The 26,959-nt window shown below is 53.3% G+C and carries 25 protein-coding genes; 4 read left to right on the top strand and 21 right to left on the bottom strand.

All coding sequences use genetic code 11. The annotated features are described in order from the left end of the window. The gene (locus C173_RS31855) at positions 1-534 is read left to right on the top strand and encodes a CDP-alcohol phosphatidyltransferase family protein (RefSeq protein ID WP_036733195.1); all 534 of its coding nucleotides are present in this window, start codon (positions 1-3) and stop codon (positions 532-534) included. On the opposite strand, the gene C173_RS31850 is transcribed toward C173_RS31855, so the two are convergent. The 7 genes from C173_RS31850 to C173_RS31820 all read right to left on the bottom strand — a co-directional run bounded on the left by C173_RS31850 (position 535) and on the right by C173_RS31820 (position 4,656). Further along, complete coding sequence (locus C173_RS31850; protein ID WP_036733314.1) at positions 535-1,047, bottom strand: DNA topology modulation protein; 513 nt, start codon at positions 1,045-1,047, stop codon at positions 535-537. A 38-nt stretch (positions 1,048-1,085) separates the two neighbouring features. After that, on the bottom strand, positions 1,086-1,829 hold the full coding sequence (locus tag C173_RS31845) for an N-acetylmuramoyl-L-alanine amidase family protein (RefSeq protein WP_036733192.1): 744 nt from the start codon (positions 1,827-1,829) through the stop codon (positions 1,086-1,088). Positions 1,830-1,907: 78 nt separating this feature from the next. Then, a complete protein-coding gene (locus tag C173_RS31840) occupies positions 1,908-2,264 on the bottom strand; it encodes a DMT family transporter (protein ID WP_036733189.1) in 357 nt (118 codons plus the stop codon). Positions 2,265-2,266: 2 nt separating this feature from the next. Beyond that, on the bottom strand, positions 2,267-2,590 hold the full coding sequence (locus C173_RS31835) for a DMT family transporter (protein WP_036733186.1): 324 nt from the start codon (positions 2,588-2,590) through the stop codon (positions 2,267-2,269). Positions 2,591-2,603: 13 nt separating this feature from the next. Beyond that, a complete protein-coding gene (locus C173_RS31830; RefSeq protein ID WP_235192099.1) occupies positions 2,604-3,137 on the bottom strand; it encodes a TetR/AcrR family transcriptional regulator in 534 nt (177 codons plus the stop codon). A gap of 131 nt (positions 3,138-3,268) precedes the next feature. After that, complete coding sequence (locus C173_RS31825) at positions 3,269-4,405, bottom strand: GDSL-type esterase/lipase family protein (RefSeq protein WP_036733181.1); 1,137 nt, start codon at positions 4,403-4,405, stop codon at positions 3,269-3,271. Further along, on the bottom strand, positions 4,402-4,656 hold the full coding sequence (locus tag C173_RS31820; RefSeq protein WP_036733179.1) for a hypothetical protein: 255 nt from the start codon (positions 4,654-4,656) through the stop codon (positions 4,402-4,404). Before C173_RS31820 ends, C173_RS31825 begins: the two co-directional genes overlap by 4 nt. Positions 4,657-4,837: 181 nt before the next feature. Here C173_RS31820 and C173_RS31815 point away from each other — a divergent pair, with 181 nt between their 5' ends. After that, entirely contained in the window at positions 4,838-6,718 is a 1,881-nt protein-coding gene (locus C173_RS31815; RefSeq protein WP_036733175.1) for an LTA synthase family protein, read from the top strand. Positions 6,719-6,805: 87 nt separating this feature from the next. Here C173_RS31815 and C173_RS33270 read toward each other — a convergent pair whose 3' ends face one another. Together C173_RS33270 and C173_RS31805 are read right to left on the bottom strand one after the other, a co-directional pair. Beyond that, a complete protein-coding gene (locus C173_RS33270) occupies positions 6,806-7,681 on the bottom strand; it encodes an alpha/beta fold hydrolase (RefSeq protein ID WP_051478739.1) in 876 nt (291 codons plus the stop codon). Positions 7,682-7,781: 100 nt separating this feature from the next. Further along, a complete protein-coding gene (locus C173_RS31805) occupies positions 7,782-8,156 on the bottom strand; it encodes a MerR family transcriptional regulator (protein ID WP_036733172.1) in 375 nt (124 codons plus the stop codon). A gap of 137 nt (positions 8,157-8,293) precedes the next feature. On the opposite strand from C173_RS31805, the gene C173_RS31800 reads away from it, so the two are divergent. Then, a complete protein-coding gene (locus C173_RS31800) occupies positions 8,294-9,235 on the top strand; it encodes an SDR family oxidoreductase (protein WP_036733169.1) in 942 nt (313 codons plus the stop codon). 88 nt (positions 9,236-9,323) lie between these two features. Next, the gene (locus C173_RS31795; RefSeq protein WP_036733166.1) at positions 9,324-10,121 is read left to right on the top strand and encodes a lipase family protein; all 798 of its coding nucleotides are present in this window, start codon (positions 9,324-9,326) and stop codon (positions 10,119-10,121) included. On the opposite strand, the gene C173_RS31790 is transcribed toward C173_RS31795, so the two are convergent. The 12 genes from C173_RS31790 to C173_RS31735 form a co-directional block, all read right to left on the bottom strand. After that, positions 10,118-11,380, bottom strand: coding sequence for an extracellular solute-binding protein (locus C173_RS31790; protein WP_036733163.1), 1,263 nt, complete (start codon positions 11,378-11,380; stop codon positions 10,118-10,120). The genes C173_RS31795 and C173_RS31790 overlap by 4 nt on opposite strands. Positions 11,381-11,630: 250 nt before the next feature. After that, entirely contained in the window at positions 11,631-13,292 is a 1,662-nt protein-coding gene (locus C173_RS31785) for a response regulator (RefSeq protein ID WP_036733160.1), read from the bottom strand. A gap of 1 nt (position 13,293) precedes the next feature. Beyond that, positions 13,294-15,093, bottom strand: a complete 1,800-nt coding sequence (locus tag C173_RS33265; RefSeq protein ID WP_162174726.1) for a cache domain-containing sensor histidine kinase — start codon at positions 15,091-15,093, stop codon at positions 13,294-13,296. Positions 15,094-15,197: 104 nt separating this feature from the next. After that, positions 15,198-16,010: a carbohydrate ABC transporter permease gene (locus tag C173_RS31775; protein WP_036733157.1), complete on the bottom strand. Its 813-nt coding sequence runs from the start codon at positions 16,008-16,010 to the stop codon at positions 15,198-15,200. Positions 16,011-16,025: 15 nt separating this feature from the next. Beyond that, the gene (locus C173_RS31770; RefSeq protein WP_235192098.1) at positions 16,026-16,937 is read right to left on the bottom strand and encodes a carbohydrate ABC transporter permease; all 912 of its coding nucleotides are present in this window, start codon (positions 16,935-16,937) and stop codon (positions 16,026-16,028) included. Positions 16,938-17,042: 105 nt separating this feature from the next. Next, positions 17,043-18,353, bottom strand: coding sequence for an ABC transporter substrate-binding protein (locus tag C173_RS31765; RefSeq protein WP_036733154.1), 1,311 nt, complete (start codon positions 18,351-18,353; stop codon positions 17,043-17,045). 265 nt (positions 18,354-18,618) lie between these two features. Then, on the bottom strand, positions 18,619-20,262 hold the full coding sequence (locus C173_RS31760; RefSeq protein WP_036733151.1) for a family 16 glycoside hydrolase: 1,644 nt from the start codon (positions 20,260-20,262) through the stop codon (positions 18,619-18,621). 139 nt (positions 20,263-20,401) lie between these two features. Next, complete coding sequence (locus tag C173_RS31755; protein ID WP_036733146.1) at positions 20,402-22,171, bottom strand: glycoside hydrolase family 2 protein; 1,770 nt, start codon at positions 22,169-22,171, stop codon at positions 20,402-20,404. Between the two features lie 168 nt (positions 22,172-22,339). Next, entirely contained in the window at positions 22,340-23,278 is a 939-nt protein-coding gene (locus C173_RS31750) for an ArsR/SmtB family transcription factor (RefSeq protein ID WP_036733143.1), read from the bottom strand. Positions 23,279-23,283: 5 nt separating this feature from the next. Then, a complete protein-coding gene (locus C173_RS31745) occupies positions 23,284-24,021 on the bottom strand; it encodes an MOSC domain-containing protein (RefSeq protein ID WP_036733140.1) in 738 nt (245 codons plus the stop codon). A 168-nt stretch (positions 24,022-24,189) separates the two neighbouring features. Beyond that, entirely contained in the window at positions 24,190-26,133 is a 1,944-nt protein-coding gene (locus C173_RS31740) for an ABC transporter permease (RefSeq protein WP_036733138.1), read from the bottom strand. Then, positions 26,130-26,885 carry an ABC transporter ATP-binding protein gene (locus C173_RS31735; protein WP_036733135.1) on the bottom strand — a complete coding sequence of 252 codons (756 nt, stop codon included), beginning with the start codon at positions 26,883-26,885 and terminating at the stop codon, positions 26,130-26,132. The genes C173_RS31740 and C173_RS31735 overlap by 4 nt, the downstream gene beginning before the upstream one ends. Between the last annotated feature and the right edge of the window lie 74 nt (positions 26,886-26,959).

Below are 26,959 nucleotides of genomic sequence, written 5' to 3'. Positions count from 1 at the left end.
ATGAAGCTTGTCCCCAACTGCATCACGCTCAGCCGAATCGGGCTGGCTCTTCTGCTGCTGTACCTGGCGCCGCTGGGCACGGGCTTCACTTTAGTCTACCTCCTGTGCGGAATTACCGATATGCTGGATGGCCCTATTGCCCGAATGACCGGTACGGTTAGCAGCTTCGGTGCCAAGCTCGATTCCGTGGCCGATATGACGCTGGCAGGCACTGCACTCTATACCTTATATCCGTTCCTTGGTCTGACCCTCGGCCTCATCCTGTGGATCGCGCTGATTGCCGTCATCCGGGGAGCCTCCATCCTGACCGCTCTGCGCAAATTCAGCACCTACGGCAGCATTCATACCTACGGCAACAAGCTGGCCGGACTGCTGCTATTCCTTACACCTTTGCTGCTTCCCTATGTGAATCAGGCAATCTGGACAATAGTTGTATGCTTAGTAGCCACTCTATCAGCAATCGAGGAACTGATCCTGCTTCTGATCTCAAGTGAGCTGCAGTTGGACCTTAAGGGACTGTATGTGCGGCGCTGATTAGCATTCTGCAAAGCGATGAAGCAACTCCTTGACCTGCCGCCTTGTATTTACGATCAGCACTTGCTGGTGAGCTCCGGTCTGCTTGAGTCTCTCCAGGGTGACAGCACGGCTTCGTGCCTTATAGTTCCAGACCCATTTCACAAATGCCCAATCGAGCTTCTCCGGGCAGCCTTCGTTCATATCCGGTCTAGTCTGGTTATGGTACATAAGACGACGCTTCACAATCCGGTACATACACAATATCCGGGGTAAATCCAGAAAAATAATGACATCCGCACGCTTAATCCTTAGCTCCATGGTCCTTGAATAATTACCATCTATAATCCATTGCTCCTGGTCGGTGTATTGCCGCACCAGTTCGTCCCACTCTTCTTTTGGCTTAGGAACCCAGTCCGGGTTCCAGAAATGGGCATCCAGATGTACGACCGGCAGATGAAGAAGGCCGCCAAGCTGACGGGCCAGGGTAGACTTGCCTGATCCTCCTGATCCGAGAATTAAGATCCGGTTCATAAGCTTCTCCTTGTGCATTTTGACATCGTGGTGATCCATCACTCCAGCCCTAAATACTCTCTTATCCCATCTACAACAGCGGAGGACACGCTCTCTTGGAACCCGGAGGTCCACATCTTCGCCTCGTCACCGGGATTCGTTAAATAGCCCAGTTCCAGCAGCACCGACGGCATTACCGTATCGCGCAGAACGAAGTAATTCCCTTTCTTCACGCCGCGGTCTTTGAGACCGGTAGCTTGAATGACATGCTTATGTATAGTCTCGGCCCAAGCCAAGGATTCTTCATGATAATAAAAGGTTTCTGTACCCGAAGCTGATGCCTCCTCATAGGTATTGCCATGAATGGAGATGAACAGGTCTGCGGCCAGGTTGTTGGCGAACTGGGGCCGGAACAGCTCTTGTGAGGAGATAAAAGCATCCCCGGTCCGGGTAAGCAGAATCTCAAGCTGCGGGTCCTGCTCCACCCGGGCTGCGATTTGCTCTGACAGGCTAAGATTGAAATCCTTCTCCAGGCGTCCACTGACGGAGACTGCCCCGGGATCTTCACCGCCGTGACCCGGATCTACCACAACCTTATAGACCTTGCCCAGGTAGGGCTGGCTGCTGCTCTGCGGTTGATCCGATCTGGCAGCATGCACATGGAGCGCTGCATCCTCAGCCGGACCTGCACTTAGGCTGGTATCGGCAATCCTCCCGCCAGAACCGCTGCCGGTGCCATCGCTACATGCCGCCAGCAGTAATAGGCTGAGCCATATGGCAGCTATCAGGTACATTTTCCTCATTCCGGTTGCTCCTTCTCGCTCACTTCCTACACGTTGCCTACTTCCATTTCAGCATACCGAAGGCTTGTTAAGCAAGACCTAATTCTCCGTAGCTTCAGGGGCGTTTTCCCCGCCAGCCTTATCCGGTGAATTCAGCAGCACCAGACCCCCGATAATAATCAGCAGACTAATGCCGGTGAGCAGATTGAACGGATCATTCCAGATCAGGATGCCGATCAGTGCTGTCAGCGCTGTCCCCACGCCAGACCAGATGGCATAAGCCAGGCTCAGAGGTATGGTGCGAAGACTGATCGATAAGCAGTAAAAAGCCAGGCCCATTCCAAGCACTACTCCGATCGACGGCAGCACACTGCTGAATCCATCGGAGAGCTTAAGCATAGTCGTACCGAAGATTTCTGAAATAATAGCGATGCTTAGCGCTAAGTAACCTCTCATCTCTACACCCCCGTTGACAGCTTCAGCAGAACCACACCGCCAATGATGAGGATTAAGCCTGCTATTTTTCGCACATTCAGACGTTCCTTATAGACCAGCACGCCAACCAATGCGGTTAACGCCGTTCCCACGCCAGACCAGATGGCATAAGCTGTCCCGAGAGGGATTTCTTTCAGCGCCAGTGACAGATTGAAGAACGCCAGGCCCATGCCAGCGACCACCGCAATGGAGGGAAGGAGCTTTTTGAACCCGTTGGATGCCTTAAGCATAGAGCTGCCGAAGACCTCACTCACAATGGCTAAGGATAGTAAAACATAAGCATTCAATGGGACTACCTCCTTAATGGATCATTTCATATAATTTCCGGATGACCTTATCACGCATATCATCGCTGATCTCGCCGATCCCGAATACCTCCGATAACCACAGGCCGTCTACAGCCAGCCGGACAATGGAGCCAATTACCGGGTCCAGCCCGTCATTCTCGATGTTCTCTTGCCAGACGGTATAATGCTTCCTTAATTCATCCAGCAATTCACCGTTTGTAAAAAGCGCTGCGTTAAGCGCAACATTCATGTCCTGCCCATCCTGATCGGCTTCTACGGTAGACTGCAAATAAGCACGGCTCCACTTCCCTTGCTCCCGTGTATCCTGGGCCGCCCTCTTCTGGACATCCGCAACAAAATCATTGGTGATGCCCGAAACCATACTGTAGATTAATGAGTCTTTATTCGGAAAATGGTGCAGCAGACCGCCCTTGCTTACCCCCGCTTCGGCGGCGACTGCTTCAAGCGTGAGCTTCTCAATCCCGTTCTGTTTCACAACCGTTGAAGCTGCAGTCAATATCAGGCTGCGTTTGGAATTACTGTTCACAATCATCACCTCGTCATTTACTATACCGTCCAGACGGTTTGTTTGTCAAACAGATGAATTGCAGCACAAAGCGCTCATCAGCTGATGAGCGCTCCCGCAACTTATACTGTTCAATGGATATGCCGTTACAGTTAAGCCCCTGACAAAAGTCCCCGGATATAGCCGCTTAACTCCCTTGCAGTCTGCTCGTGCGCCGGCAGGCCCGGATGGGTTCGCGCTCCCATCGTTTCATTCGTCACATTCGGCAGCTGGAACACCGACACGTTCTTATCGCCCGTAGACCTCATGTATCCATCCATCGCGCGGTAGATCGCTGGCATCAGGGAGAGACCCAGCATTCCATACACCCAGAGAAGATGCGCCCCGGGGTTATAGCCTCTCAGCTTCGCCAGGAACCTCGTAACCGCGGCCTCGAAGGCGGCCAGATCCTCCTGATGATAGCTTCCGTCTTCATTCAGCCGCTGCTTATAGATACGTCCGGTGCTACCATCCAGCCATTCGGGGGAGTTGAACGCACCGTCATCATTGGTACCCAGGTTAACTACCACCACATCCGGCTGCCAGGCCGCAAAATCATTCATCTTATGCGCACCAAGCGCTTCATTACGGGGACCGGTCAGCAGACCGCAGACCTGCTCGTAGATATCAGGGATGTTGCCTCTAGGATTGTTGTCCCAGCTGGAGAGCACTCCCCATCCGCTCTGTGAGATCACCCGGAATTCGGCCTGCACGGCCTCGGCAGTGATCGCTGTGTAGTTATGCACGCCACTGAACCAGGCGGGAATCCAGTCCTCTTCGCTCTGGGCACCAACGACGCCCTCACCTGAAGTAATACTGTCGCCGATGAACTCCAGCCGGTACGGCTTCGCTTCAACAGGCAGGAAGCTGCCGTCTGTGCGGACCGCATGGAACTGAAGATAAGAGCCGGGATCGCCGCTCATCGCCTGGACCTCTTTTACAATCCGGATATTCTTCACAGTCTCAGGGTTCATTCCTCTGAATACGCAGACCCAGTGCCTTCCGGCATTCAACATCTGTCTGCTGACGGGAACGGAGTTGATCAGCACACTGATCCAGGATTCGTGATGATCGTAACCGGACTCTACTTCAAGCCACAGCTCGGAGGCCCGGAGGTTCACTTCTATCGCACTGCCCGTCCAGAATAACGTCAGGGGGTTAAGCGCTCCGGTCGTTCTGCCATGAATCTTCAGATGCTTGATCTCTGTCAAAGGCTGTACCTGTAACTGCAAATGGGAATTGCTGCTCATTCTGAACCCTCCTGTTTGCTGGCAATCGAGAAGCTGCGGACCTTCATCCACTTCCCGCCTACCCATTCGTCAACGGTGCCCTTCCGCGTTCTGACACAGAACTTATGCGAGGTACCGCGGTCAAAGCCCGTTGCTTCATATAACAGGTCCTCTCCCTGCTGTCCCTTGAAATACACCTGCTTCAGGCCGAGTCTGTTCAATAGTTCCTGCTTCACACTGTCTGTATATTGGCGCGAGAATTCTTTGGTCATTATTGTTCCTCCTGCTTCGTTTATCAACGGTTCTACTTCCCGGATACTTCTTAGAGAATAACGTATATGCGGTGAACTTTCACCTTTATTTTTCACCAAACTGCCCTTAAATACCGGTTGATTTTGAACTCGGCCCTGTAATAGAATTAATGGATTATATAGAAAAGGATGCGCATACGCAATGCCTTACAAGGAATCACGTTCGCTTCGAAAAAGGTCGATTCTGTTCTTCTCGCTGATCATGCTGGTGAAGAGTTATTTCGCCTGGTATTACTTATTCGAGGACGGTCCCACCTGGACCACCTGGCTGAAGGAAATCCCGTTCGTGCTGCTGCTGTTCTGCCTCATCGAATGGTTCGCCACCAAGCACAAGGTCGCCATCTATCTGATCGTCAATCTGCTCATTACTGTACTGTTCTTCTCTCTCATCGTCTATCATAATCATTTTGGTATGATTGCTACGTCTCAGGTCTTCGGACAGGTCAAACAGGTAGGCGCCGTCAAAAAAAGTATATTCGCCGTCGTGCATCCGCAATATATGCTTATCTTCGTAGACATCATTATTATCAGCCTGATCATGCTCAGACGCAAAAAAGCGCTCGCCTGGAAGCATTCCATGTCCCGGCCCAGCAACCGCAAGGCAGTGGCTATCCTGTTCTGCATCTCGCTTACGCTGTGCATGATGAATATCTTCCCCAATAAAGCCAGTATGAATGAGAATGTCAAGGCAGAGCAAATGGGCATTCTCAATTATGAAGCCTACGCCCTGCTGCGTGAACCCGCAGAGGAGCCTATGGACCCTGCGCAAATCTCCCAGGCCGGCATCGACATGACAAAGGGCATTCAGCAGAAGGCTAATCCGGTCTTGTTCGGGGCTGCCAAGGGTAAGAATCTGATCATCCTGCAGATGGAGTCGCTCCAGAACTTCCTGATCAATCTGTCCGTGGACGGAACCGAAATCACACCGAACCTGAATAAGCTGGCCGGCGGGAGCTACTATTTCCCCCGGTTCTTTCAGCAGGTAGGCCAGGGCAATACCTCGGATGCCGAATTCATCGTCAACACTTCCTTTTATGTGCCGCCGGACGGTCCGGCCACAGATAAGTATGCTCCGAAGGAGCTGCCGAGCCTGCCGAAGCTGCTGGAGGCACAGGGGTACGATACCGCGACTTTTCATACCAATAATGTAGAGTTCTGGAACCGCGGGGAGCTGTACAAGGCGCTGGGCTTCAATCAATATTACGACAAAACCTACTTCGGCGAAGAGGATGCAGTCTTCTATGGCTCCTCGGATGAAGTCCTGTACAGAAAGACCTCTGCGGAGCTTGCGCGGATGGATCAGCGTGAACAGCCCTTCTATGCCCATGTCATCTCGATGTCGTCGCATAATCCGTTCTCGATCCCGGAGAGCAAATACAAGATGACCTTGCCGGAGCGTTACGAGGGGACGCTGGTCGGCGACTATATCCGGGCTGAGAACTATGCGGATTATGCGCTGGGCCAGTTCATAGAAGAGCTTAAGAGCAGCGGTGTGTGGGATAACAGCGTAGTGGTCCTTTACGGCGATCACCGGGGTCTTCCTATATTCTCGCTAAAAGAGGCCGACAAGGTCCTGCTGGAGGAGATTCTGGACCATGAATATAATGAGCGTGATCTGATTAATATACCGCTGATCATCTCAGCCACAGGCATTACCACACCGGCACTGAAGGAGCAGTTAGGCGGCCAGGTGGATATTTTGCCGACCGTTGCCAATCTGCTCGGGGTTCCGCTGGACTATCATATCCACTTCGGACAGGATCTGCTTAACCAGACCACGTATAACCTGCTGCCGCAGCGCTATTATCTGCCTACGGGTTCCTTCGTTAATAATGAAGAGCTGTTCCTGTCAGGCAGCGGGTTCGAGGACGGCCAGCATTATACGTTATCCGGTGACGGCACGGATCTGCTTCAATCGACAGAGGATGAATTCAACCGGGCGCTGGAGCTGCTCCGCATGTCCGACAGCTATGTGACTCAGCTGCCTGACCGGGTAGTTGAAGATCCGCCGGAGGGCGAATAAGAACTGAAATAGGCACCATCCTGCACACAGCAAAGCCCGGTTCGGAGTCCTGTCTCTGAACCGGGCTTCTTTATATGCTTGGTAGGGTTAGAACTGCTTGTCCAGAAAATCCCGCACAGCCTGACCCGCCTGAAGCGGAAGCTGCATCCAGACATACGCATGAAGCGAATCCGGGATCAGCGCAATTTCATAGCTGTCCAGCCGCTCTGCGAAGGCATTCAGACTGCTGCGGACCCGTTCATCGTTCCATTCCGCTTCGCTGGGCAGGAACAGGACCGGGCATTGTATTGTCTGATAATAGTGTTCAAAAGACAGCTCCCAATACTTCACTATGTATTCGATTCTGACACGGTTCGGATAACAATAGGTATACTTGCCGTCTGGATGCTGCTCCAGACTATGCGTATAGAACGCACAGAAATATTCATTCCACAGGCCCTCCGCAGTCAGCTCAGCCCGCTGCTGGGCTACATACGATTCAACGCTGTCATAGCACGGTTCCTTCCATTCCTCCAGTTCTGCCCGAAGCTGCACTTTCCTCTGCTCCACCGCTTCCGCCGTGCCGTCAAATATACCATATTCGCCAAATTCGTTATTCAGCGCACCTTCGCACACCAGAGATAATACAAGCTCCGGATGGGCTGCTGCCAGACTGACCGCTACCTGCGCCCCCATGGAGCTTCCTACTACGTGGCACTTGTCCACCTGCAAATGCCTCAGTAACTGATACATATCCTCTGCCATCTCGTCAATATGATAGCCAGTCTCCGGCTTGTCCGACCGGCCATGCCCCCGGAGATCCGGTGCAAGGATGCTGTAGTCCTGCTCCAGTTGCGGGAGAACTCCATCCCACATATGCAGGTTTCCGCCGCTGAAATGAAGCAACAGGATGACAGGCTTGTCTTCTAAAGAATACTTAGCGTTAATGCTTATCTCCCCAAGCAGGATACGTTCCTCGACCATTTCGATTGCTCCTTTGATTCCAACACACACTTTCGTTGCGTCATATTCTGAATTACATACATTGGTTAATCGGTTAGAGATAACTCTAACTGTCCAGCCCCTAAATCTCCCGCAGCAAGTCCATATTATGGGTCTCGTACATAGCCACCTTCAGATCAATAATATTCAGACTTTTCTTCAGTTCCTCCATCTGCCGCAGCACTTCCTTCCGGTGTGCAATCATCATCCCGCGCCGCGTTTCCCTGGTGCTGTCGCCTTCTATTACCAGATCAATATACCTTTTGATCTCTTTAATAGGCATACCGGTGTTTTTCAGGCAGCAGATGACTTTAACCATAAGCAGATCCCCCTCCGAGAAGGTCCGGTTCCCCGCCTCATTGCGTCCGACAAAGGGCATCAGCCCTTCCTTATCATAAAAGCGGAGCGTATGTGCTGTTACCTCACAAATCGCCGCTACCTCATTAATACTGTACATCAGCTTTTCACCTCACCATGGGTTTTTGAAAGTGGCTTGACTTCGATAAATCTCTAAGTATTAGCATGGAGTATAACAAACCGCGGGTCAACTATGTATTAATGCACCTGGCGGACAAACAAAGGAGAGAACATAAAATGGACAAATTCCCCACATGGACAGCTGCCCAGATTCCTTCCCAGCAGGGGCGTTCGGCCGTTGTTACTGGTACAGGCGGACTCGGCTACGAAACCGCGCTTGAACTGGCACGGCACGGGGCAGAGGTTATCCTGGCGGGCCGGAATGCAGCGAAGGGAGCTGAAGCGGTTAAAAGGATCTCCGCAAGCGTTCCTTCAGCCAACATACGTTTTGAGGTGCTGGATCTTGCCAGTCTGGCTTCTGTGCAGGCATTCGGCACAAGAATGAATACTCAGCGGCGCAGTCTTGATCTCCTGATTAACAATGCTGGCGTCATGACTCCACCTGTACGCCAAGTCACCGCAGACGGGTTCGAGCTGCAATTCGGTACGAATTACCTTGGACACTTCGCGCTCACTGCGTACCTGATGCCCTTGCTGCGCCAAGCAAAGGAGCCCCGGGTGGTCAGTCTAAGCAGTATTGCCCACCGGAGTGGCTCCATTCATTTTGACGACCTGCAATTTGAACGCCGTTATCATGCCGGGCAGTCTTACGCCCAATCCAAAATAGCGATGATTATGTTCGCTCTTGAGCTGCAGCGCCGCAGTGACCTGGGCGGATGGAACCTGCTGAGCCTACCGGTTCACCCGGGGATATCACGTACGGACCTGCTGCTGAATGGGGCAGGACCAAACAGCGCTCCCGGCATTCTCCGCAGACTGCTTGGGCCAATCTTGTTCCAGCCGGCGGCCCAAGGCGCACTTCCTGCACTGTTTGCCGCCACATCACCGGAGGCCAAGGCGGGAGTCTATTACGGTCCCGGCAGACTCTCAGAAACCAGAGGCTTGCCTAAGCCCGGCAAGATGGCTCCGCAAGCACTGGACCGGGCTGCCGCATCCAGGCTGTGGGAGGTCTCACGGCAGCTGACACAGGTAGATTTCGAGGCCATTGTGAGTGGCTGACGTTTCTCTTAAGCCGGGTCTCGTTGCCCGCTAGGCACCAATCCCGCCTTCCCATCATACACAGATATAAAGAAAGGCGGGATGCAGAATGAATACCATGACAGGTGAGGCGGAATGGGCGATTTTTCTGGCGGCTGTCTGCGGACAGACCTATACCCAATTTGCCAATGCGGAGGGTGCGTTCGTGGTACCGGCGGACTTCTCGGCCGTGCATAGCTTCCAGGCGAAATCGATGGGGAATGTGTGGGAGCTGTTCGGCTTCATTCTGGAATCACCGCAGGAGATCATTATTGCCTGGCGCGGAAGCATCTCCACCAATGACTGGCTCTCGAACATGAATGCCGCGCAAAAGAAATTTAAATACATCCAGGAACCCTGCATGACCCATCGGGGGTTCACCGATATCTATGCATCCGCTCGGGATGCCATTCTCTCCGTGCTTGGCACTCTGTCTCCGGAGAAGACGCTATATGTAACAGGCCATAGCCTTGGCGGGGCACTGGCTACTCTGTGTGCGCTGGATGTTGCTGCCAACTCCGCCTTCACCACCCCCCGGCTGTATACTTACGGGTCTCCGCGTGTAGGCGACCCGGATTTTGCCAACGCCTTCAGCCGGTATGTGCGCAGCAGCTACCGCTATGCCAATCTTTTTGACGTCACTACGTATGTTCCGCCAACCGTCTACAAGCTGCCTAAGCAGAAGACCAAATACTATTACACCCATGTCCAGACCCTTAAGTCCCTATCCTTCCAGAATGGCAGCCCTGAGCTGAATCATGTCATCCGTAGTTATTTCGCTGTGCTGAGGAAGACACGGCCCGACTTCACCACAGCTCTGTGCACCGCGAACCCTGGGTTCTGTCCGGTCCCGGAGCTGATCACCTAGTTCGCCAGAATCTGATTCAGACTCTCCTCCAGCCGCTTAAGTCCCGCTTCGGGCTGTATCCGGTTGCGCACGATATGCTGCAGTTCCTCGGACATTGCAGTGAACAGAGCTGCATATTTATCCGTCTGCGGGGCGAATTTGACCTGATCTTTTGCTTGAATAAACCGCTCCCGGTAAGGCAGCTCCCGGTACATCCGGCTCTGTTCAACAGTAGAGTTCGCCGGAACATGCCCCGCCTCGCCCCAGATCATTCCGCCCACCTCCGAGAAGTATTTCATGAAGTCCATGGCACCCGCCTGCCTCTCCACGGTGGTATAGGCTGGAATCACCAGGGTGTGGGAGCTTCCCCAATGGTCTGCGCTGCCGAAGATCGGCGGGAGAGGTATAATTCCGATATCCAGCGCCTTATTGTCCAGATGGTGGCCTGCTTCCCATACTCCGCCGAACCATAGGCCTGCCTGCCCTTTGTCAAAAGAATCCCAAGGCGTATTATCGCTCAAATCGCTTAATCCCTCATCAAACAGCCGCTGATAGAAGCTCAGCACCTCTACGGACTTCTCATTATAGATGGCTGCCCGCTTGCCGTCCCGGCTGAGCAATTCTCCACCCGCCTGATAATACAGATCGAGGAAGGATTCCTGGAAATACGGGGTGTTCACCGCCATAGGCTGTACAGCCGGTACCCGCGCAGCAATCTGCCGCAGCAGGCGGACGAATCCCTCCGGTGTATTCTCCTCCAGCTGCGGCGTTCCGTCAGCAGATAATACACCGGCCTTGGCCAGAATTGCTTTGTTATAGTAGAGCATATGGAAATGAGTATCCAGAGGCACTGCATAGTATTGCCCGGCATAGCTGACGCTCTGAAGGTTCTGCTCCCCGATCTGATTGAACTGCAACCTGCCATGCTGAGCCAGAGCATTGAGCGGTATAATTTGCTGCGCTTTGATGAACGGAGACAGCCGGTCAGCATGAATGACCGCCACATCAGGCCCCTTGCCGAAGGACAGAGCGGTGCGGAGTCTCGCATAATATTCGTTCGATTCCAGTCTGAGCTGCTTGACGAACACTGCACTCTGGGAAGCATTATAGTCATGGATGATCCGCTCTACGAATTCGCCCTCTCCCCCTCCGAACGGATTCCAGAAGGAGATCGTCACAGGCGTGCTGCGCTCCGGCGGCTCCGTATACCTGGAAGAGAAATCCGCGCAGCCCGTGAACAGCAACAGACACAGCAGCAGAACAGGCAGGATCAGCTTCATCTTTCTCCTCCTCCTTGAAACATAAATCAATCTAACGGACGAATAATGCAAGAGTTATGCTCCTTAATTGTTCGTTTGGGCATCATTCTGCGAATTCATGTGTACTTGTGCTCTTCACCAACATTACTTAGCACCACCAGAGGGATAAATCCCTTTCACTTCACTTAACTGGCTCACCCTGATTCTACTTTCCTGTACATGCTCCCTAAATATTGTAAGCGTTTGCAATAAGTTCCGCCGCGAGGCTCCCTTACCGCTCCTTGCGGACCAGCGCGCGATACTCGGAGGGAGATACGCCTGTGATTTTCTTGAATACCTTGGAGAAATACTTCGGGTCCTGGATGCCGACCAGACTGCCTATGTCGCCAGCCTTCAATTCGCCGGTCAGCAAGGTCTTCGCCTTCTCAATGCGGATGCGGGTCAGATACTCCAGGAAGCTCTCCCCGACTTCTTTGCGGAACAGATTGGCGAAGTAGTTCTTGCTCAGATGGACCAGCCCGCTGATCGACTGCAGGGTAATCTCCTGGTGATAATACTGCCGGATATACTGAGTCGCCTTAATAATACTGTTACGGTCGCTATTATACATCTCTTTCATATGTGCAACAAGCGCCTGGAAGGCCTGCAGGAACCACTCGCGGCTCTCTTCCAGCGTCTCCAGCTTGGACAGCTCGTCAAAGTACTGCTTCTTCAGCTCAAGCACCTGCTCTGCATCCTTCGACACATCCGGCCACAGAGTGGTTAGAATCATCAACAGCTCCAGTGAAATAATCTGCACCAGCTCCGCATCCCTGCGCACAGCCAGCTGACCAAACAGCTGCTCCAGATATTCTTCCAGCTCCCGCGACTGAAAAGCATAGACCATCGACTGAATCTGATGGCTGCTAATCTGGAGCGATGGCGCTAGTGTAGTCCCTGACTGTGTCATTTGATGCTGCGCTGTGTCAGGCTGTGCAGCGTCAGACTGCGGCCCTTGTGCCAGCAGTTCAACGCTACCGTGAACCAGCACACGCCCCGTTCCCATGAACAGCTTCATCCTTGCAGCGCCTGCGGCCTGGACATACGCATTTTTCAAATCCGCCCACTCCCTGACTTCTCCGCTAATGCCAATCGTTACAGTCCAGCCGTATTGTCTGGATAGCCGGAGAATCAACTGTTCACTGGAGCTGAGTAAGCGGTCCATAATCGCAGCCTTACCGGTCTGTACCATTACCTCTGAGGTTACAATTACATGCAGTACACCTTGTCTGTCACGAATCAGCTCATAGCCGATAACAGGATCGTTAAGACCTATCTCTTCAAGCAGGCTGCGGATTACCGCTGCTCCCTGCCCATACTCCGGCTCTGCTCTGCCCCCCGGCAGAATTTGCAGCACATAAAGCGGCCGCTTCTCCGCAAGCCCTGCCCGCGAAAGTGTATCGTGTTCGATTCTGCCTTGAACCGCCCCGAGCTCCAGCAGCTCGATCAGGAAGTTCTCCTTATGCACCGGCGCAATTTGAGCTGGCGCAGACTTTTGCTCCCAAGGCTTCTGCGCCCCTTCGAGGCTGTCCTTCAGCTTAAGCAGTACCTGCTCGAAGTCGCGCGGCATCATATCCGACTTGATGATATAATCGGAGACATTTTGCTTAATCGCTTCCTTGGCATACTGGAAGTCCTCCAGATTGCTGAGGATAACAATCTTTAGGTCCGGAGACAGCTTGCGCACCTCGGCAATCAGCTCAATGCCGTCCATGACGGGCATTTTGATATCCGTAATCAGGATGTCGGGCAGTCCGGTTGCCATCAGCTCCAGCGCCTCCCGGCCGTTCCCGGCCTCCCCGGTGACCTCCATCCCGATGGCTTCCCATTCAATCATCGACCGGATGCCATATCTCACGATAAATTCATCTTCTACGATAATGACCCGGTACATATCAGTGGTTCCCCCTTGTGTCGTCTGTGATAAGCGGCAGCTTGATCCGGATAGACGTCCCTTTTCCCGGTTCACTGCGCAGGTCCAGCCCGTACATTTTGCCGCAAATGAGCTTGATCCGCTCGTCCACATTCGCCAGCCCGATGCCTCCCGGCTTCTCCTCCTCCCGCGCCTGCCCATCCAGCAGACTACTGGCCTGCACAGGGTCCATGCCCTTGCCGTTGTCAGTGACCTCGAACCACAGCAGGTTGCCCGGTGCCTTGGTGCAGGAGATACGGAGCATACCGCCGGACTCCATCTCCCCAAAAGCATGGATGATCGCATTCTCGACAATGGGCTGGAGAATCAACTTCGGCGTACGCAGGCGGCGGACGTCTTCATCCATCTCAATGATAGTGTCAATCTTGAAGTTGAACCGGAACTTCTGTATGCCCAGATAACACTGTACATGCTCGATCTCTTCCTCCACCGTCACCGTCTCTTCCCCCCGGCCCAGGCTGATCCGCAAGAGACGCGATAATAAGCTGACCATCTCCGCCGCGTTATTGGCCTTCTGAATGAGCGCCGTCCATTTAATAATATCCAGCGTGTTGTATAGAAAATGCGGGTTAATCTGCGCCTGCAGCGCCTTGAGTTCAGCCATCCGTTTCCGGTCCTGCTCCAGATATACCGCTTTCAGGAGCCCGTCGATCTGCACGACCATTGCGTTGAAGTTGTCGCCGAGAATATCGATTTCATCATGCCGGCTTTTGGCCTTGTAGCGGACGCTGAGCTCGCCGGACATCACCTGCCGCATCAGCCGGATCATTTTCAGAATCGGGTTCGTAATCGAGTTCGCCAGCACCAGCGCGGCAATGACCGAGAAGATGATGCAGAGCAGCCCGACGAAGATGAAAATCTGCAGCAGGCGGTTGGAATCCTGATACAGTGCCGCCTTGGAGATCACATTGACGACCACCCAGTCATTCGTATGCAGCTTCTTGGCATTCACGATCAGGCTGTCTCCCTTGTAGGCAAGCGGGAACCTCGTTTCCTCCTGTCCGGTACGCATGAGCTGCTCATACCCTGCCTGTCCCAGGACCTCGCTCACGCTCCGGCCGATCAGCCCGCTGTCCGGGTACGAGACGAGCCTGCCTCCGCCGTCTATCACGAAGCTTTGCAGGTCACGGTTATTGCTGACCGCCTTCGAGACCAGCTCCTTAATCACATCCTCTCGGATATCCAGCACAGCAACAATCTTCAGAGGACTGTCATCGGATATTTTGTAGAGCTGCTTGGCGACTGAGAAGACATGGGTGCTCTGGGAATTGAGGCTGTCCACATAAGTGCCGTAGCGGGTCGGATACCAGCGGAAATTGCTGCCGCCCTTAAGAGTCGCAAGGAACGGCTCCACCTCGGCGGGCGTGCGCGTGCTCCAGCGGTAGATCCCTTTGATATAGTGCTTATCCGAGACGAAGGAGATGGACTGTACATCCTGATTAATTGCCACAATCGTGGACAGCTTCGTCGTCAGAGACAGACTATCCACATCATAGCTGGCCGGAGTGGTCCCATCAAGAGCCCGCAGCATCCCCACAATCTCATGATTGTTCAGCACCTGCATCAGCATATCCTTGTAGATGCCCAGGCGCGTATCGAGATTATCAGCGGTCTGATTGAGCAGATGCTCCGAATACTCGGTAGCCTTGTCGTTAAGGGTTGATTTCGAGATGGAAAAAGAAATAATCCCCATGACCACCAGCGGTGTCAAGGAGAAGAGAACAAGCAGCAGCATCCACTTATAGCGCATGCTGCTCTTCATTTGGATGATCCAGGATATCAAGCGGAGCCGCAAGGACCTGGCAGAACTCTCAGGAGATGTACGCATGCCCTATATCCCTTTCCCGGTATATAATATGGTTCAGGCTACCCCTTGACCCCCGACATGGCTACGCCCTGGACAATCTGACGCTGGAGCAGGATGAAGACAACAATCGTCGGAATCGCCGCCAGGGCGCTGGCTGTCATAATGAGATTGAGCGACATATTATTATTCGACAAAAAGGTGGGCAGCCCTGCCGACAGGATCATATTCTCCTCCGAGGTAATCGCCAGATAAGGCCAGAGGAAATTGTTCCACGAGAGGATGAAAAAGAAGATCCCGACAGACACCATCGCCGAGCGCGTCAGCGGCAGGCAGATACTCCACCAGAGCCTGAAGCTGCGGCTGCCGTCGATTTGCGCGGCTTCAATATAATCCTTAGGCACGCCGTCCATGAACTGCTTCAGCAGCAGAATACCGATCGGGTTGGTCAGTCCCGGGAGGATAATGGCCCAGATATTATCGATCAGCTCCAGATGCAGCGCAGTCTCATAGAGCGGAATCAGAATAGCTTCTGTCGGAATCAGCAGGCCTGAGACAATGAGCACATAGAAGATGCCCCGTGTGCGGAACGGCAGCTTGGAGAACGAGAAGGCTGCCAGCGAGCTAAGCAGAATGGAGATCAGGGTAGTGAGTACGCCGATCACCAGACTGTTCCAGGTCCAGAGCAGAATCTGCGAATCTCTAATGACCTTGGCATAGTTACCGGTATTCAGATCCGACCAATCCACCCAATCGTCCAGCGTATAGACATTCACTCCATCGGGCTTCAGGGAGGTGAGAAACATCCAGATCAGCGGAAAAACAAACAGCAGGGCAAGCACAATAGCCACAGTATTTAAAGCAAGCTTCTTCATGAATCTTCTCCTCTCCTATCCGTCCTTGCGGTCTGTAATTTTGAATTGAATCACGGCGATCAGCAGCATGATGAAGCAGAACACCATGGACTGCGCCGCAGCCATGCCGAACATATCCTTTTTGAACCCCGTGACATAGATATAGCGGATCATCGTATTCGTGGAATCGCCTGGCCCGCCGCCGGTCATAATCTGTACCTGGCCGAACAGCTTGAGACAGTTGATAATCTGATAAAAGATCTGGATCTTCATCACATTGGACAGTCCCGGCAGGGTAATGCTCCAGAACCGCTGCCACGCGTTCGCACCATCGATCTTCGCCGCTTCATAATGATCAGTGGGAATCTCCTGTAGACCGGCCAGGAACAGCACCATGACGAATCCGACGCTCCACCAGTCCGTTGCCAGGGTAATCGCCCACCACACAAACCGGTGATCCGTAAGCCAGTTAATGTCTGCGTTGATGCCAAGCATATGTAAGGCTGCATTGACCGGGCCGTTCTTCGCATCCAGCAGCCGCAGCCAGATGAAGCTGACCACGGAGACCGACAGGACATACGGCAGGAAGAACACTGAGCGGATCAGGGTTCGCAGCCAGATTCTCTGATTAATAATAAGGGCCAGCAGCAGGCCCAGGATGATGACCGTGGGCGCGCACAGCAGCACGAAATAGAATGAGTTCCACAGGTAAGCATAGAAATCTGAATTCTGCAGTATTTTTGCATAGTTCGCCAAAGCCACATACTTCTGCATCCCTTGAATGCCCCACACATGCAGACTCATCCAGGCTCCGCGGATCACCGGCCACAGATAGAACACCGTGAACGGGATCAGGAACGGGATCAGGTACAGAATAGCCTTCAGTTCAGTCAGCAGGTGTACAGGCTCAGCTCTGCGAAGAGCCGCAGCCGGCCTTTTCTCACTCAAGCTCCGCTCCATCATTATCTCTCTCCTTCAGTTGAAATGAATCATGAGCCGGATTGGGACTGACCTGCCTCTGGCAGTAGTTCATCCCAATCCAGTCAGATAAGGCTAGTTCTCCAGCACTTCGTTAATCTGTTTCTCCAGCTTGGCCAGGCCATCCTCCGGCGTCTCGCTGCCAAAAATTATGTTCTGCAGTCCTTCGGAAACGGTGGTGATAATCGTCGTATATTTATCGGTTGGCGGCGCGAACTTCACCGTCTTCTGCGCCTCGATGAATTCGCTGCGGTAAGGCAGGCTCTTGTAGGCTTCACTCTCTGTAATCTTGCTGTTCGCCGGCACATGACCCGCCTGTCCCCAGATCTCCCCGCCCACTTCGGAGAAGTACTTCATGAACTTGGCTGCGGCTTCCTGCTTCTCCGGCGTCACGTAGGACGGGATGACCAGCGTATGGGAGCTGCCCCAGTGCGTCTGGCTGCCGAAGATCGGGGGCAGCGGCATAGCGCCGATGTGCAGCGATTCATCCCCCAGCAGCAGCCCTGCTTCCCATACCCCGCCGAACCAGAAGGCGGCTTTGCCGTTATGGAAGGTATCCCAAGGCGTCTTGTCATTGAGATCGGCATATTTTTTATTGAAGACATCCATATAGAAGTTCAGCACATCCAGTGCCTGCGGGTTGTTGATGCTCGCCTTGGTCATCTCCGGGTTCAGCAGCTCGCCGCCCGCTTCATAATACAGATTGAGGAACGGCTCCTGGAAATACGGGGTATTCACCGCCATCGCCTGAACATCCGGCACCTTGGCCTGAATCCCGGAGAGCGTCTTCTCGAAGCCTGCCGGGGTCATATCATCCAGCTTGGGCGTACCGTCCTCGTTCAGCAGATTGGCCTGCTTCAGAATATCCTTGTTGTAGTAGAACATGTGGAAATGGGTATCGAGCGGAACCGCGTAGGGCTTGCCGTCATAGGATACGCTCTTGATATTGGAATCCGAGATTTGCTTCAGATCAAAGCCTGCCTTGGAGGCCAGCTCATCCACCGGCACAATCTGCTGGGCCTTCACGAACGGCGAGATCCGCTCCACGTGGGCTACCGCAACATCCGGGCCTTTGGAGGACGACAACGCTGTGCCGAGCTTCGCGTAATACTCGTTGGATTCAAGACGGAGCTGTTTGACCTTAACCTCCTGCTGCGAGTCATTGTAGCCCTTGATGATCTGGTCCACGAATTCCCCTTCCCCGCCGCCGAACATATTCCAGAAGGAGATCTCCACCGGACTGCCGCCTGCGCTCTCTGTTGCTACGGGCCCGTTCGATGCCTTGGCCGCTCCGTTCTCTGTATTTCCGGAAGAGCATCCCTGCAGGACCAGCGCCAGTGTCAGCCCGGCCGATACCACACTTGCCAATCTTTTTTTCATCTTCATCTGTACAACCCTCTTCTCCGTAAAGTTTGTGCGAGGAAAGCCGTCACACTGTGATGTAAGGGCTTTCTTCTCTATAACTCTACAGCGAACACCGCCGTGCTTGAACCGACAAACCGCCGTTCCTTGGTGAACAAACGACAGATGTAACCCGGCCGGAAGCCCTGGCAGGTAGACGATCTTACGCAGGGTGGAGAATCGACAGATCATGAACAGTCGTCTGCGCACGCAAAAAGGGACCTCTTGAGAGGCCCCCGTGAAATTCCAGTCAATTCACTGTAAAATTGTCAAAGCTGACACTGTTGCCGAAGCCGCCGCGAACACCTACTGTGCCCGAAGTAAAGACGGCATCATTCTTGTCAATCTTGGGCACCGTCATATCTCCCACATAAACCTTGATGTTTCCGTTATTGACCACAACTTTCATGTGGTACCAGGTGTTCACGGCAATAGGAGTATTTACGGTCTGGAGAGAGGTCCAGTTATTATTGAACCGTCCAAGCCACACCTCACCGGCAGAGTCAATCCCTGCTGCGTAACCCTTTTGCAGATCAGCCCCGGTCCCCGGACTGGTCACATTGAAGAGAAGACTGGCCTGGCCTGCATTATTCAGCCGGATGTCGCCCTCCAGCGTATAACTCATTTTGGAAGGATAAGGGGTTAACAGCGATTTGTCGGCATTCACTGAATTCAGGTTGTAGGTTCCGCCGCTTACCGCCCAAGTCCCAGCATAGCGGGCCCACCCGTTGTCATTCGCCGAGAAATCATTGCTGTACGTGCCGCTGAGCGTCCCGAACCGCACCTGGACATTATGCCCGCCGACACTCCGGTCCACCGAATTCACGAAGGCAATCTCATTCGCTCCCGTCTGGTACATCGCCGTCCACCATGAATTTCCGAATGCCGGAATATCATTATCCACCCAGTTGTTCCCGTAATCGTTGCTCAGGGACAGCACGTTGGAATTGGAGCTGAGCAGGAGACGCCCGTCTGCCAAGGACAGGATGTATGGTCCGCCTTGCTGGTTCGTGGAGACTTGGGTGCCGATGCCGCTGGACCAGGTTTTGCCGTCAGCACTTTTTTTGGTGAAAATTCTGCAGCTCTGCGTCCCGCACACCTCAAAGGCTACAATATACTGCCCGTTCGCCATCTTGGTCCAGACCGGCATCCCCGGACGCGCGCCTGAATTGGAGGGGTCCCATGCGACATAGATTTCATTCCCCCAGCTGGCTCCCCCGTTGGTGGAGATCTTCTGGGAGATGATCTGGCTGTACGACGGATTCTCCGTCACATGCTTCTCGCTTGCATACATCACGGCGACCGAGCCGTCATTCAGGAGCTGCATATGCGGCTCGTACACGCCTTTGTCGGGATTCCCGAGCGCGCCGGGAGCTCCGTTGTTCTCGTCGATGGTGCTGAGGAAGCTCCAGTTCGCGCCTCCATTCACGCTTTTATACACTCTGAGCTTGTACGATTCCTGCCAGCGAACAGACCGCATCGCCAGCAGAATCTCGCCATTCGCCAGCTGGATGAGCTGCCCGTTGTCCAGGTCACGCCCATCCTCCCATAGGGTGGACATCAGCGACCAGGTGCGGCAGTTGTCGGTGCTGCGGAAGACCTGCAGCCGGGTCCCGCCCCAGGAGACCTTGGTATAGCCGTTGTTGTCGTAGATGGCGGCGACGGCCAGCCAGTCTCCGTTCGCCAGCTTGATCATCCGCGCATATTCCGCGCCGAAGGTTCCGGGTCTTAAGCCCCGGGCATCGGGACCGGCATCGGTGAACGTGTTGATATTGGTAATGGTGGAGGAACTCCCCCACACCACCGGTCCATTCGCGGCAAACACCGGGATAGCGGCAAAAATCAGCAGCAGACACAGGGAAGCAGACAGCGAGGTAAACACTTTTTTTAACACATAAGCCCCTCCTCTTAATCTTGAATAGGTGTAGCCTGTTGAACGCACTTATATGTAAGTGCTTTCACCAAAGATTCTAAAGGGCTTCCCGTGGTCGTAGAACCGATAATTCACCGCTATTTAGGTCACAATGTTACGATTATTCCCTCGCCTGCCGGTTGATCTTACGAATCTCGTCCAGCGGAATCTTCGGTGTCCGGTCTGCCGTAAGTAGCCCATTCACTTCCTGCTGCACATCCGTAACCTGAGTATAGCAATAACCGCAGATGTAAGGTGTATCCTTGATCGCCTGCGTGATGCTGCGGAACCGTTCAATGAAGGCTTCCGTGCTGCTGACCTGCTCCCCATAGCCCCATCCCTCGCCGGTGTTGAAGGCAATGCCCCCGAATTCACTGACTATGACAGGCTGACCCCGGTATTCGTAGCCCTTGGCCATCGCGTATTTCCAGTTATTGAACGAGGAGCTCCCGCCAAGTACACTGCCGGAGTCTGCATAACGCGCAAGCAGCGCAGCTCCGCTCTCCTCATAGTCATGCAAGGTAATAATATCGCTGATCGTATGCTCCCAGCCGTCATTGACAATCACCGGACGGTCCGGGTCCATCGCCTTAGTAAGATGATAGATGCCCTCAGTGAATTGCTGCTGCCGCTTATTCGTGTAGACCTGCGGAATACCCCAGGATTCGTTAAAAGGCACCCAGGTAATCACTGAGGGATGATTATATTGCTGCCGGACAATCTCGGTCCATTCCTTCGTGAACTGCTCCACGGCCTCATCATTGAACTCATAGGTGGCCGCCATCTCCGACCAGACCAGCAGTCCCTTCACATCACACCAGTACAGAAAGCGCGCATCTTCAATCTTCATATGCTTGCGTACCCCGTTGTAGCCCATCGCGAGAATCGCATCAATGTCAGCAATCAGCGCCTCCTCCGAAGGCGGGGTCAAATTGCTGTCCGGCCAATAGCCCTGGTCCAGAATCAGCTTCTGGTACACTGGCGTATTGTTGAGCAGCACCTTGCCTTGTTCGATGGAGATTTTGCGGAGTCCGAAGTAGGAGTAGACCTGGTCGATCACCTTGTCCCCTTCGTACAGAACGAACTCCACCTCATACAGCACCGGCGAAGCGGGCGACCAGGACTGGAGCTTCCACGGGCCATTCACTTCATGGGTCAGCTCTACATCCAGCTGCTGCCAAGACCGGTCTATATGCAGCGAGACCTGCTTGAAGGTCTTCTCCTGCGTGCTGATCCGGGTCTCCAGCCGGAGATTCGGGGCTGCCACCTGAGCCTCGTATTCGAAGCGGACTGAGCGGTTATCGAGGTCCGGAGTAATTTTGACAGACTTAAGATACGAAGGGGATACATACTCCAGCCACACACTCTGCCAGATTCCCGTGGTCTGCACATAGAAGCACTCGAAATTCTCATCCACCCAGCGCTGCTTGCCCCGTGGTTGTGTACAGCTCTGGCTATCCTCTGCCTTGACGGTCAGACGGTTCAGCGCTCCGGCACCTGTGTTCAGATAATCTGTGATATCCAGTGTAAAAGCCGCGTACCCGCCTTGGTGCCCCCCGGCATAGCTGCCGTTCACCCACACCTTCGCGATATGATCCACCGCCTGGAAATTCAGCAGCACCCGCTTGTTGCCCAAGGTGTCAGGTAGTTGTACCTCCCGCTCATACCATACATACGGATGGAACGTGGTCTCGCCGATTCCACTCGCCACCGTCTCATACGTGAACGGAACCTGAATCTTCAGATCGCCGTGCAGCTCCTCATGCCATCTCTCCCGCTCCCCCATGTTGTCATCGTCATACCGGAAATCCCATTCCCCGTTCAGGCTCTGCCAGGCGTCACGGACGAACTGCGGCCGAGGATAATCCTTGATATAGTGCCGGGTTGTCATTATAATGCGCACACTCCTTAATAACAATATTTTTGTTTTAATACAATAAATATGTATCAATTATTGCAGAATCCGCTGAAATGTCAATGGTGACGCCAAAAAGAACCTTCGCCGTAAGCAGCAGGTTCTTTTCCGCAAATAAAATCTTACATTCACCTTACTTCTAGACTAAGGCTCCACACTATAAAAAATCTTCATCACCAGATCCTGCTCATAATCGCCGAATTTTTTGCCGAACAGGTTCATGCCGCCCTTGAAGACCGCATTCTCCTTCACACCCAGCCGCAGATCCACGTGGTTCTGGCCGGTGAGGTTCAGCTGCTCCAGATTAACAGCAGATAGCTCCTGATGGTCGATAGTGCTGCGGGTATTATCTACGCTCCAGGTCTTGAGTGCGCCGAACTGGGTTCCCGTATCAATCCACCACGAGGGATTCAGCTTCCCGCGTCTGCCGCCGAAGTCGCCGGGCGAGGTCCAGGTTCCCACCTCCACCTGGTTAATCCACAGTGTGATATCCGAAGGCCAGTCATTCTCGTAATTCGGTGCCTCTGAGCAGATCTCCATGGAGAACTGAATCCGGTGAAGCACCGCTCCTTGTGGAATTTCCAGCGGATAGCGGTATTCGAGATACCCTTTGCGCAGCCAGAGCAGCTGGGCTTGTACCCTGTCCGGATGGAAAAATCCCGCCGGTGAATCCTCCGTTATAATCGGACCGTTCTCACTGACCATCCCGCAGGTAGGCGCCACTTCACAGGCTGTAAAATTGCCGATCGGCATGGAGATCTCATAGCAATATTCGCCTTGACCGGCTTGCAGGCGGCGCTGCGGGGCATTGATCGTGATCTTGATATCATCATAGATCCGGCTGCATACCTTCATCGCCCCGCGTGAAGCAGGCAGCAGCTCGGTCTCAATCAGCCCTGCCTGCTCCAGCACCTTCACATTGGAAGCTGCCGTAGATACCGGAATCTCCAGCGCCTCCGCCAGCTCCGCCACATTCATTCTACGGCTGTTAAGCAGCGCCAGCATTCTGAGCCTAAGCTCCGTAGACAACGCATGTGTCACCTTCACCAGCTTATCCGCATGCTCCATGGATAACTCCAGCATATCGTTCACCCCTGTTCAGCGTTATCCAGCAGCACAACCTGATCACCGAGCCGGACCTCTCCCGGAGTGATGACGGAAGCGTAGACGCCGAACTGCTGTTTAAGCTCTTTATATACTTGCTTCAGCAGCGAACTGTCCCGTTCCAGGGTATCCGGGTCGGTCGTAATCATCACACAGCGCTCACAATAGCTATCCACTTGCAGCACTGCACTGCCTATCGACAGACGGCGGCCGAGCCACTCATCCTCCCCGAGCGAGTCCTCACTCACTTCCACGAGGAAGTTGCCCCGGAAGCGGCGCTGGTCAATTGGCTTGCCCCACATCGCCTCCAGCTTCTTCAAGCTCTTATCGGTCACCAGCAGAATACTTGCCCCATCTACCGATAATAGCTCCGGGTACTGCTCCTCCGGGTGTGGTGCCTTGAACGCAGACATCGTAATTTCGGTAGAGGTCAAACTCTGTATTTCGTCCAGCAGCTCCTGGTCCCAGCCGAACACCCGGCCATCCCCAGCCGTTACACGGACATCTTCCCCCGTATACTCCGCCTTATAGGACATCATCTTCGGAATCTTCCGGGCAGTGATATACTGGGACCAGTCTTTTTTGGTCATATCATAAAAGGAACAATACCGGTCCCCCTCCACTCCGTAAGATACAACCTTACAGGCCTCCAGTGCCTCCCCCGCAAAGGATTTCACCGGATAACGGTTAATCGATTTAATCTCCCCAACTGTAACTGACACGCCCCCACCTCTTCTGTCTATAGTCTGAAATTTCCTCCTTATTATACCATTATCGCTGCCTGTTTTGCGTAAGACAAGAGCTGAGCACTTTTGGATGAATTCAGCAGTAGTATAATCCTCTAAAAAGAAAAAGGACAGCCCCAAGGCTATCCTCATCATTACATATCTTTACAGTGACTCCCGGATTACCCGCTTGTAATACAGGACGGACAGGATGCCGAAGATCGAATACAGCACGGTATAGACCCCCATAACGACGAACATCGGAGTCAGCATTTCGGTCCCGAAGAAGAACCAGCCGGATTTCACCGCAAAGTAACTGTGGCACAGCCCGACAATCAGCGGAATACCGAAATTGAACAGCTGCTTGAACTGGATGCCGCGCAGGAGATCCCCTTGGGTGAAGCCCAGCTTGCGCAGGATCGTATATCCCTCCCGCTCCTCCTCGCTCTCATCCATCTGCTTGAAATAGAGAATACAGCCGGAGGTGATCAGGAACGTCAGGCCCAGGAAGCCGACAATGAACATAATGAGGCCCATATTGGTCCGCTGGTTGAACTCAAATTCATATTGCGAGAAGCTTTGCAGCTCCGGCTTCTGCTGCTTATAAATCTCATAAGCCTGCTTGGCCTGCGAGGACCCGGTAAGATTAATACCGTAATAGATTCCTTCGCCGCTCACTCTTTTTTGCTCATCCGGATCTTTATGCTGAAGCAATTCCTGGAAGACTGAATCATCCACCACGAACACCCCCAGAACACCTCCGCCAAAATAATACGGCAGAACAGTCTCCTCTGACAATCCTGCGAGCTGCTGCTTCATAACACCATCCTTGGTGGAGAAGGCGAGTTCCCCCTTGTTCTTGAGCTGATGCATGGTTTGCTTCGTAGTCGTATACCCCATAATCCGTACCTCACCCGGCTGCAAATCCATGTTTTTCAGACTGCTCTCACTAATCACGGTAGCCAATAGACTGGTGTCATTGTTGGAGAATTTTTTAGTATCCAGGACCTCCTTAAGATCCACCTCTACCTGCACCGTTGGAATCTCCAGAGTGGTATAACCTATGCCGGCCTTGTCGAGCGCCTCCCGGAATCCGGCCTCATCCGCCTTCTGAAGGAAGCCGTAATCATGCGGCGAGCTCTCGCGCGCGGAGGACTCCACCGAATAATATGAGATATAGCTCAGAGAGAGCAGGCCGATCGCCAGCGCGGATACCGTGGTGATGACCGTCAGCAGCAGGGCATTCGATTTCATCCGGAACATAATAGAAGAGAGCGATAATACCTCCCGAATGGACAGGTAGCCCTTCTTCCTGCGGCGGATGAGATTGAAGAGGAAGCTGACCGAGCCTTTGTAGAACAGATAAGTCCCGATAATCACCAGTGCGAGGATAGCAATCATCGCATACATCAATCCGCCCATGCCCGTGAATTTGCCGCTGAACAGCTCCCCGGAGATATAGTATCCTCCACAGATACTGATCATCCCGAGCAGGCCAATCACAACCTCCCACAGCGACATTCTCTGAATGCGCGTCTGGGAGGTGGCCGTAGCCTTGAATAGCGAAAGAATGCTCTGGGCCCGGATGAAGGTGTAATTCATAATCATAATCAGCACGTACACGGCGGCAAAAACCAGCACCGTCCGCTGCAAAGCCTCGGGGGAAAAGCGCAAGGCCGCCAGCTGTTCGACCTCCAGGATTTTGAACAGAATCATCAGGATCAGCCGCGACATCACGAACCCTGCACCGATCCCCGCAAACATCGATCCGAAATATAGAATCAAATTCTCGGCGCTCAGCAGCACGAAGATTCTGCTCTTGGTCAGCCCGATCAGCTGAAACAGCCCGATCTCCTTACTGCGGCGCTTGATGAAGATAGTGTTCGCATACAGCAGGAAGATGGCCACAATCGCAACCAGCAGCACTGAGGACGCGCCAATGGCTGCCCCGCCTTTGATTGAACCGCTGACCTCGTGCATGGCCGGGTCGAACTGCAGCGTCACGAAGGAGAAATACAGGGCCACACTGAAAATAAGAGCAAAAACGTAGAGATAATAGTTCTTAATGTTCTTTTTGAGGTTCCGCAGGATAATATAATTCAGACTCATTGTGTGACACCGCCAAGTACGCCCTGGGTGCTGATAATATCACCCAAGAAGGATTGCCGCGATTCCTCCCCCTTGTTCAGCTGGGTGTAGATTTGCCCATCCCGGATGAACACCACGCGGCTGCAGTAGCTGGCGGCCACGGCATCATGCGTAACCATGACAATGGTAGCTTCACGCTTGCTGTTCATGGCAGCCAGCTTGTTCAGCAGATCGGACGCAGATTTGGAATCCAAGGCTCCCGTCGGCTCATCGGCAAAAATAATACTCGGATCATGCACGAACGCCCGTGCCGCAGAGGTACGCTGCTTCTGCCCGCCTGAGATTTCCGCCGGATATTTATCCTTCAGCTCATAGATTCCCAGCTCGCCCGCTACCTGGTCGAATTTCTGGTGCGCCTCCTTCTTGGACATGCCTGTAATCGATAGCGGCAGCATGATATTCTCCTTGACGGTCAGCGTGTCGAGCAGATTATAATCCTGGAAGATGAACCCGAGGTGATGTTTGCGGAACTCGGCAAGCTGCTTCTCCTTCATCCCCGTGAATTCCTTGCCCTCAATTTCAATCGTGCCTTTGCTTACCCGGTCAATCGAAGAGAGAACGTTCAGAAGCGTCGTTTTACCTGAACCGGAAGGTCCCATGATTCCTACGAACTCGCCCTTGTCCACCTGAAGATCAATACCGCTCAGGACTTCCTGTTTATTGAATTTGTTGCCATAAGTTTTATAGATTTTGTTAGCTTGCATGATAAGCATCTGTTCCCCACTCCTTTTCTATAGCTCTATCATAAGCGGGTGGATGATCATTTTCCTGCTATTCGCCGAACAAA

Source organism: Paenibacillus sp. FSL R7-277 (assembly GCF_000517965.1).
Lineage (GTDB): Bacteria > Bacillota > Bacilli > Paenibacillales > Paenibacillaceae > Paenibacillus_AQ > Paenibacillus_AQ silagei.
The sequence above is the reverse complement of the archived record's forward strand: the minus strand, read 5'-3'. Positions and strand labels throughout refer to the sequence as shown.

Coding starts and splice junctions, on each gene's coding strand:
- C173_RS31820 (WP_036733179.1), bottom strand. CDS start 4,656: ATGACCAAAGAATTCTCGCGCCAATATACAGACAGTGTGAAGCAGGAA.
- C173_RS31750 (WP_036733143.1), bottom strand. CDS start 23,278: ATGCTGGAGTTATCCATGGAGCATGCGGATAAGCTGGTGAAGGTGACA.
- C173_RS31775 (WP_036733157.1), bottom strand. CDS start 16,010: ATGAAGAAGCTTGCTTTAAATACTGTGGCTATTGTGCTTGCCCTGCTG.
- C173_RS31800 (WP_036733169.1), top strand. CDS start 8,294: ATGGACAAATTCCCCACATGGACAGCTGCCCAGATTCCTTCCCAGCAG.
- C173_RS31825 (WP_036733181.1), bottom strand. CDS start 4,405: ATGAGCAGCAATTCCCATTTGCAGTTACAGGTACAGCCTTTGACAGAG.
- C173_RS31765 (WP_036733154.1), bottom strand. CDS start 18,353: ATGAAGATGAAAAAAAGATTGGCAAGTGTGGTATCGGCCGGGCTGACA.
- C173_RS31805 (WP_036733172.1), bottom strand. CDS start 8,156: ATGTACAGTATTAATGAGGTAGCGGCGATTTGTGAGGTAACAGCACAT.
- C173_RS33270 (WP_051478739.1), bottom strand. CDS start 7,681: ATGGTCGAGGAACGTATCCTGCTTGGGGAGATAAGCATTAACGCTAAG.
- C173_RS31735 (WP_036733135.1), bottom strand. CDS start 26,885: ATGCTTATCATGCAAGCTAACAAAATCTATAAAACTTATGGCAACAAA.
- C173_RS31755 (WP_036733146.1), bottom strand. CDS start 22,171: ATGACAACCCGGCACTATATCAAGGATTATCCTCGGCCGCAGTTCGTC.
- C173_RS31795 (WP_036733166.1), top strand. CDS start 9,324: ATGAATACCATGACAGGTGAGGCGGAATGGGCGATTTTTCTGGCGGCT.
- C173_RS31855 (WP_036733195.1), top strand. CDS start 1: ATGAAGCTTGTCCCCAACTGCATCACGCTCAGCCGAATCGGGCTGGCT.
- C173_RS31840 (WP_036733189.1), bottom strand. CDS start 2,264: ATGAGAGGTTACTTAGCGCTAAGCATCGCTATTATTTCAGAAATCTTC.
- C173_RS31790 (WP_036733163.1), bottom strand. CDS start 11,380: ATGAAGCTGATCCTGCCTGTTCTGCTGCTGTGTCTGTTGCTGTTCACG.
- C173_RS33265 (WP_162174726.1), bottom strand. CDS start 15,093: ATGAAGAGCAGCATGCGCTATAAGTGGATGCTGCTGCTTGTTCTCTTC.
- C173_RS31740 (WP_036733138.1), bottom strand. CDS start 26,133: ATGAGTCTGAATTATATTATCCTGCGGAACCTCAAAAAGAACATTAAG.
- C173_RS31785 (WP_036733160.1), bottom strand. CDS start 13,292: ATGTACCGGGTCATTATCGTAGAAGATGAATTTATCGTGAGATATGGC.
- C173_RS31845 (WP_036733192.1), bottom strand. CDS start 1,829: ATGAGGAAAATGTACCTGATAGCTGCCATATGGCTCAGCCTATTACTG.
- C173_RS31850 (WP_036733314.1), bottom strand. CDS start 1,047: ATGAACCGGATCTTAATTCTCGGATCAGGAGGATCAGGCAAGTCTACC.
- C173_RS31815 (WP_036733175.1), top strand. CDS start 4,838: ATGCCTTACAAGGAATCACGTTCGCTTCGAAAAAGGTCGATTCTGTTC.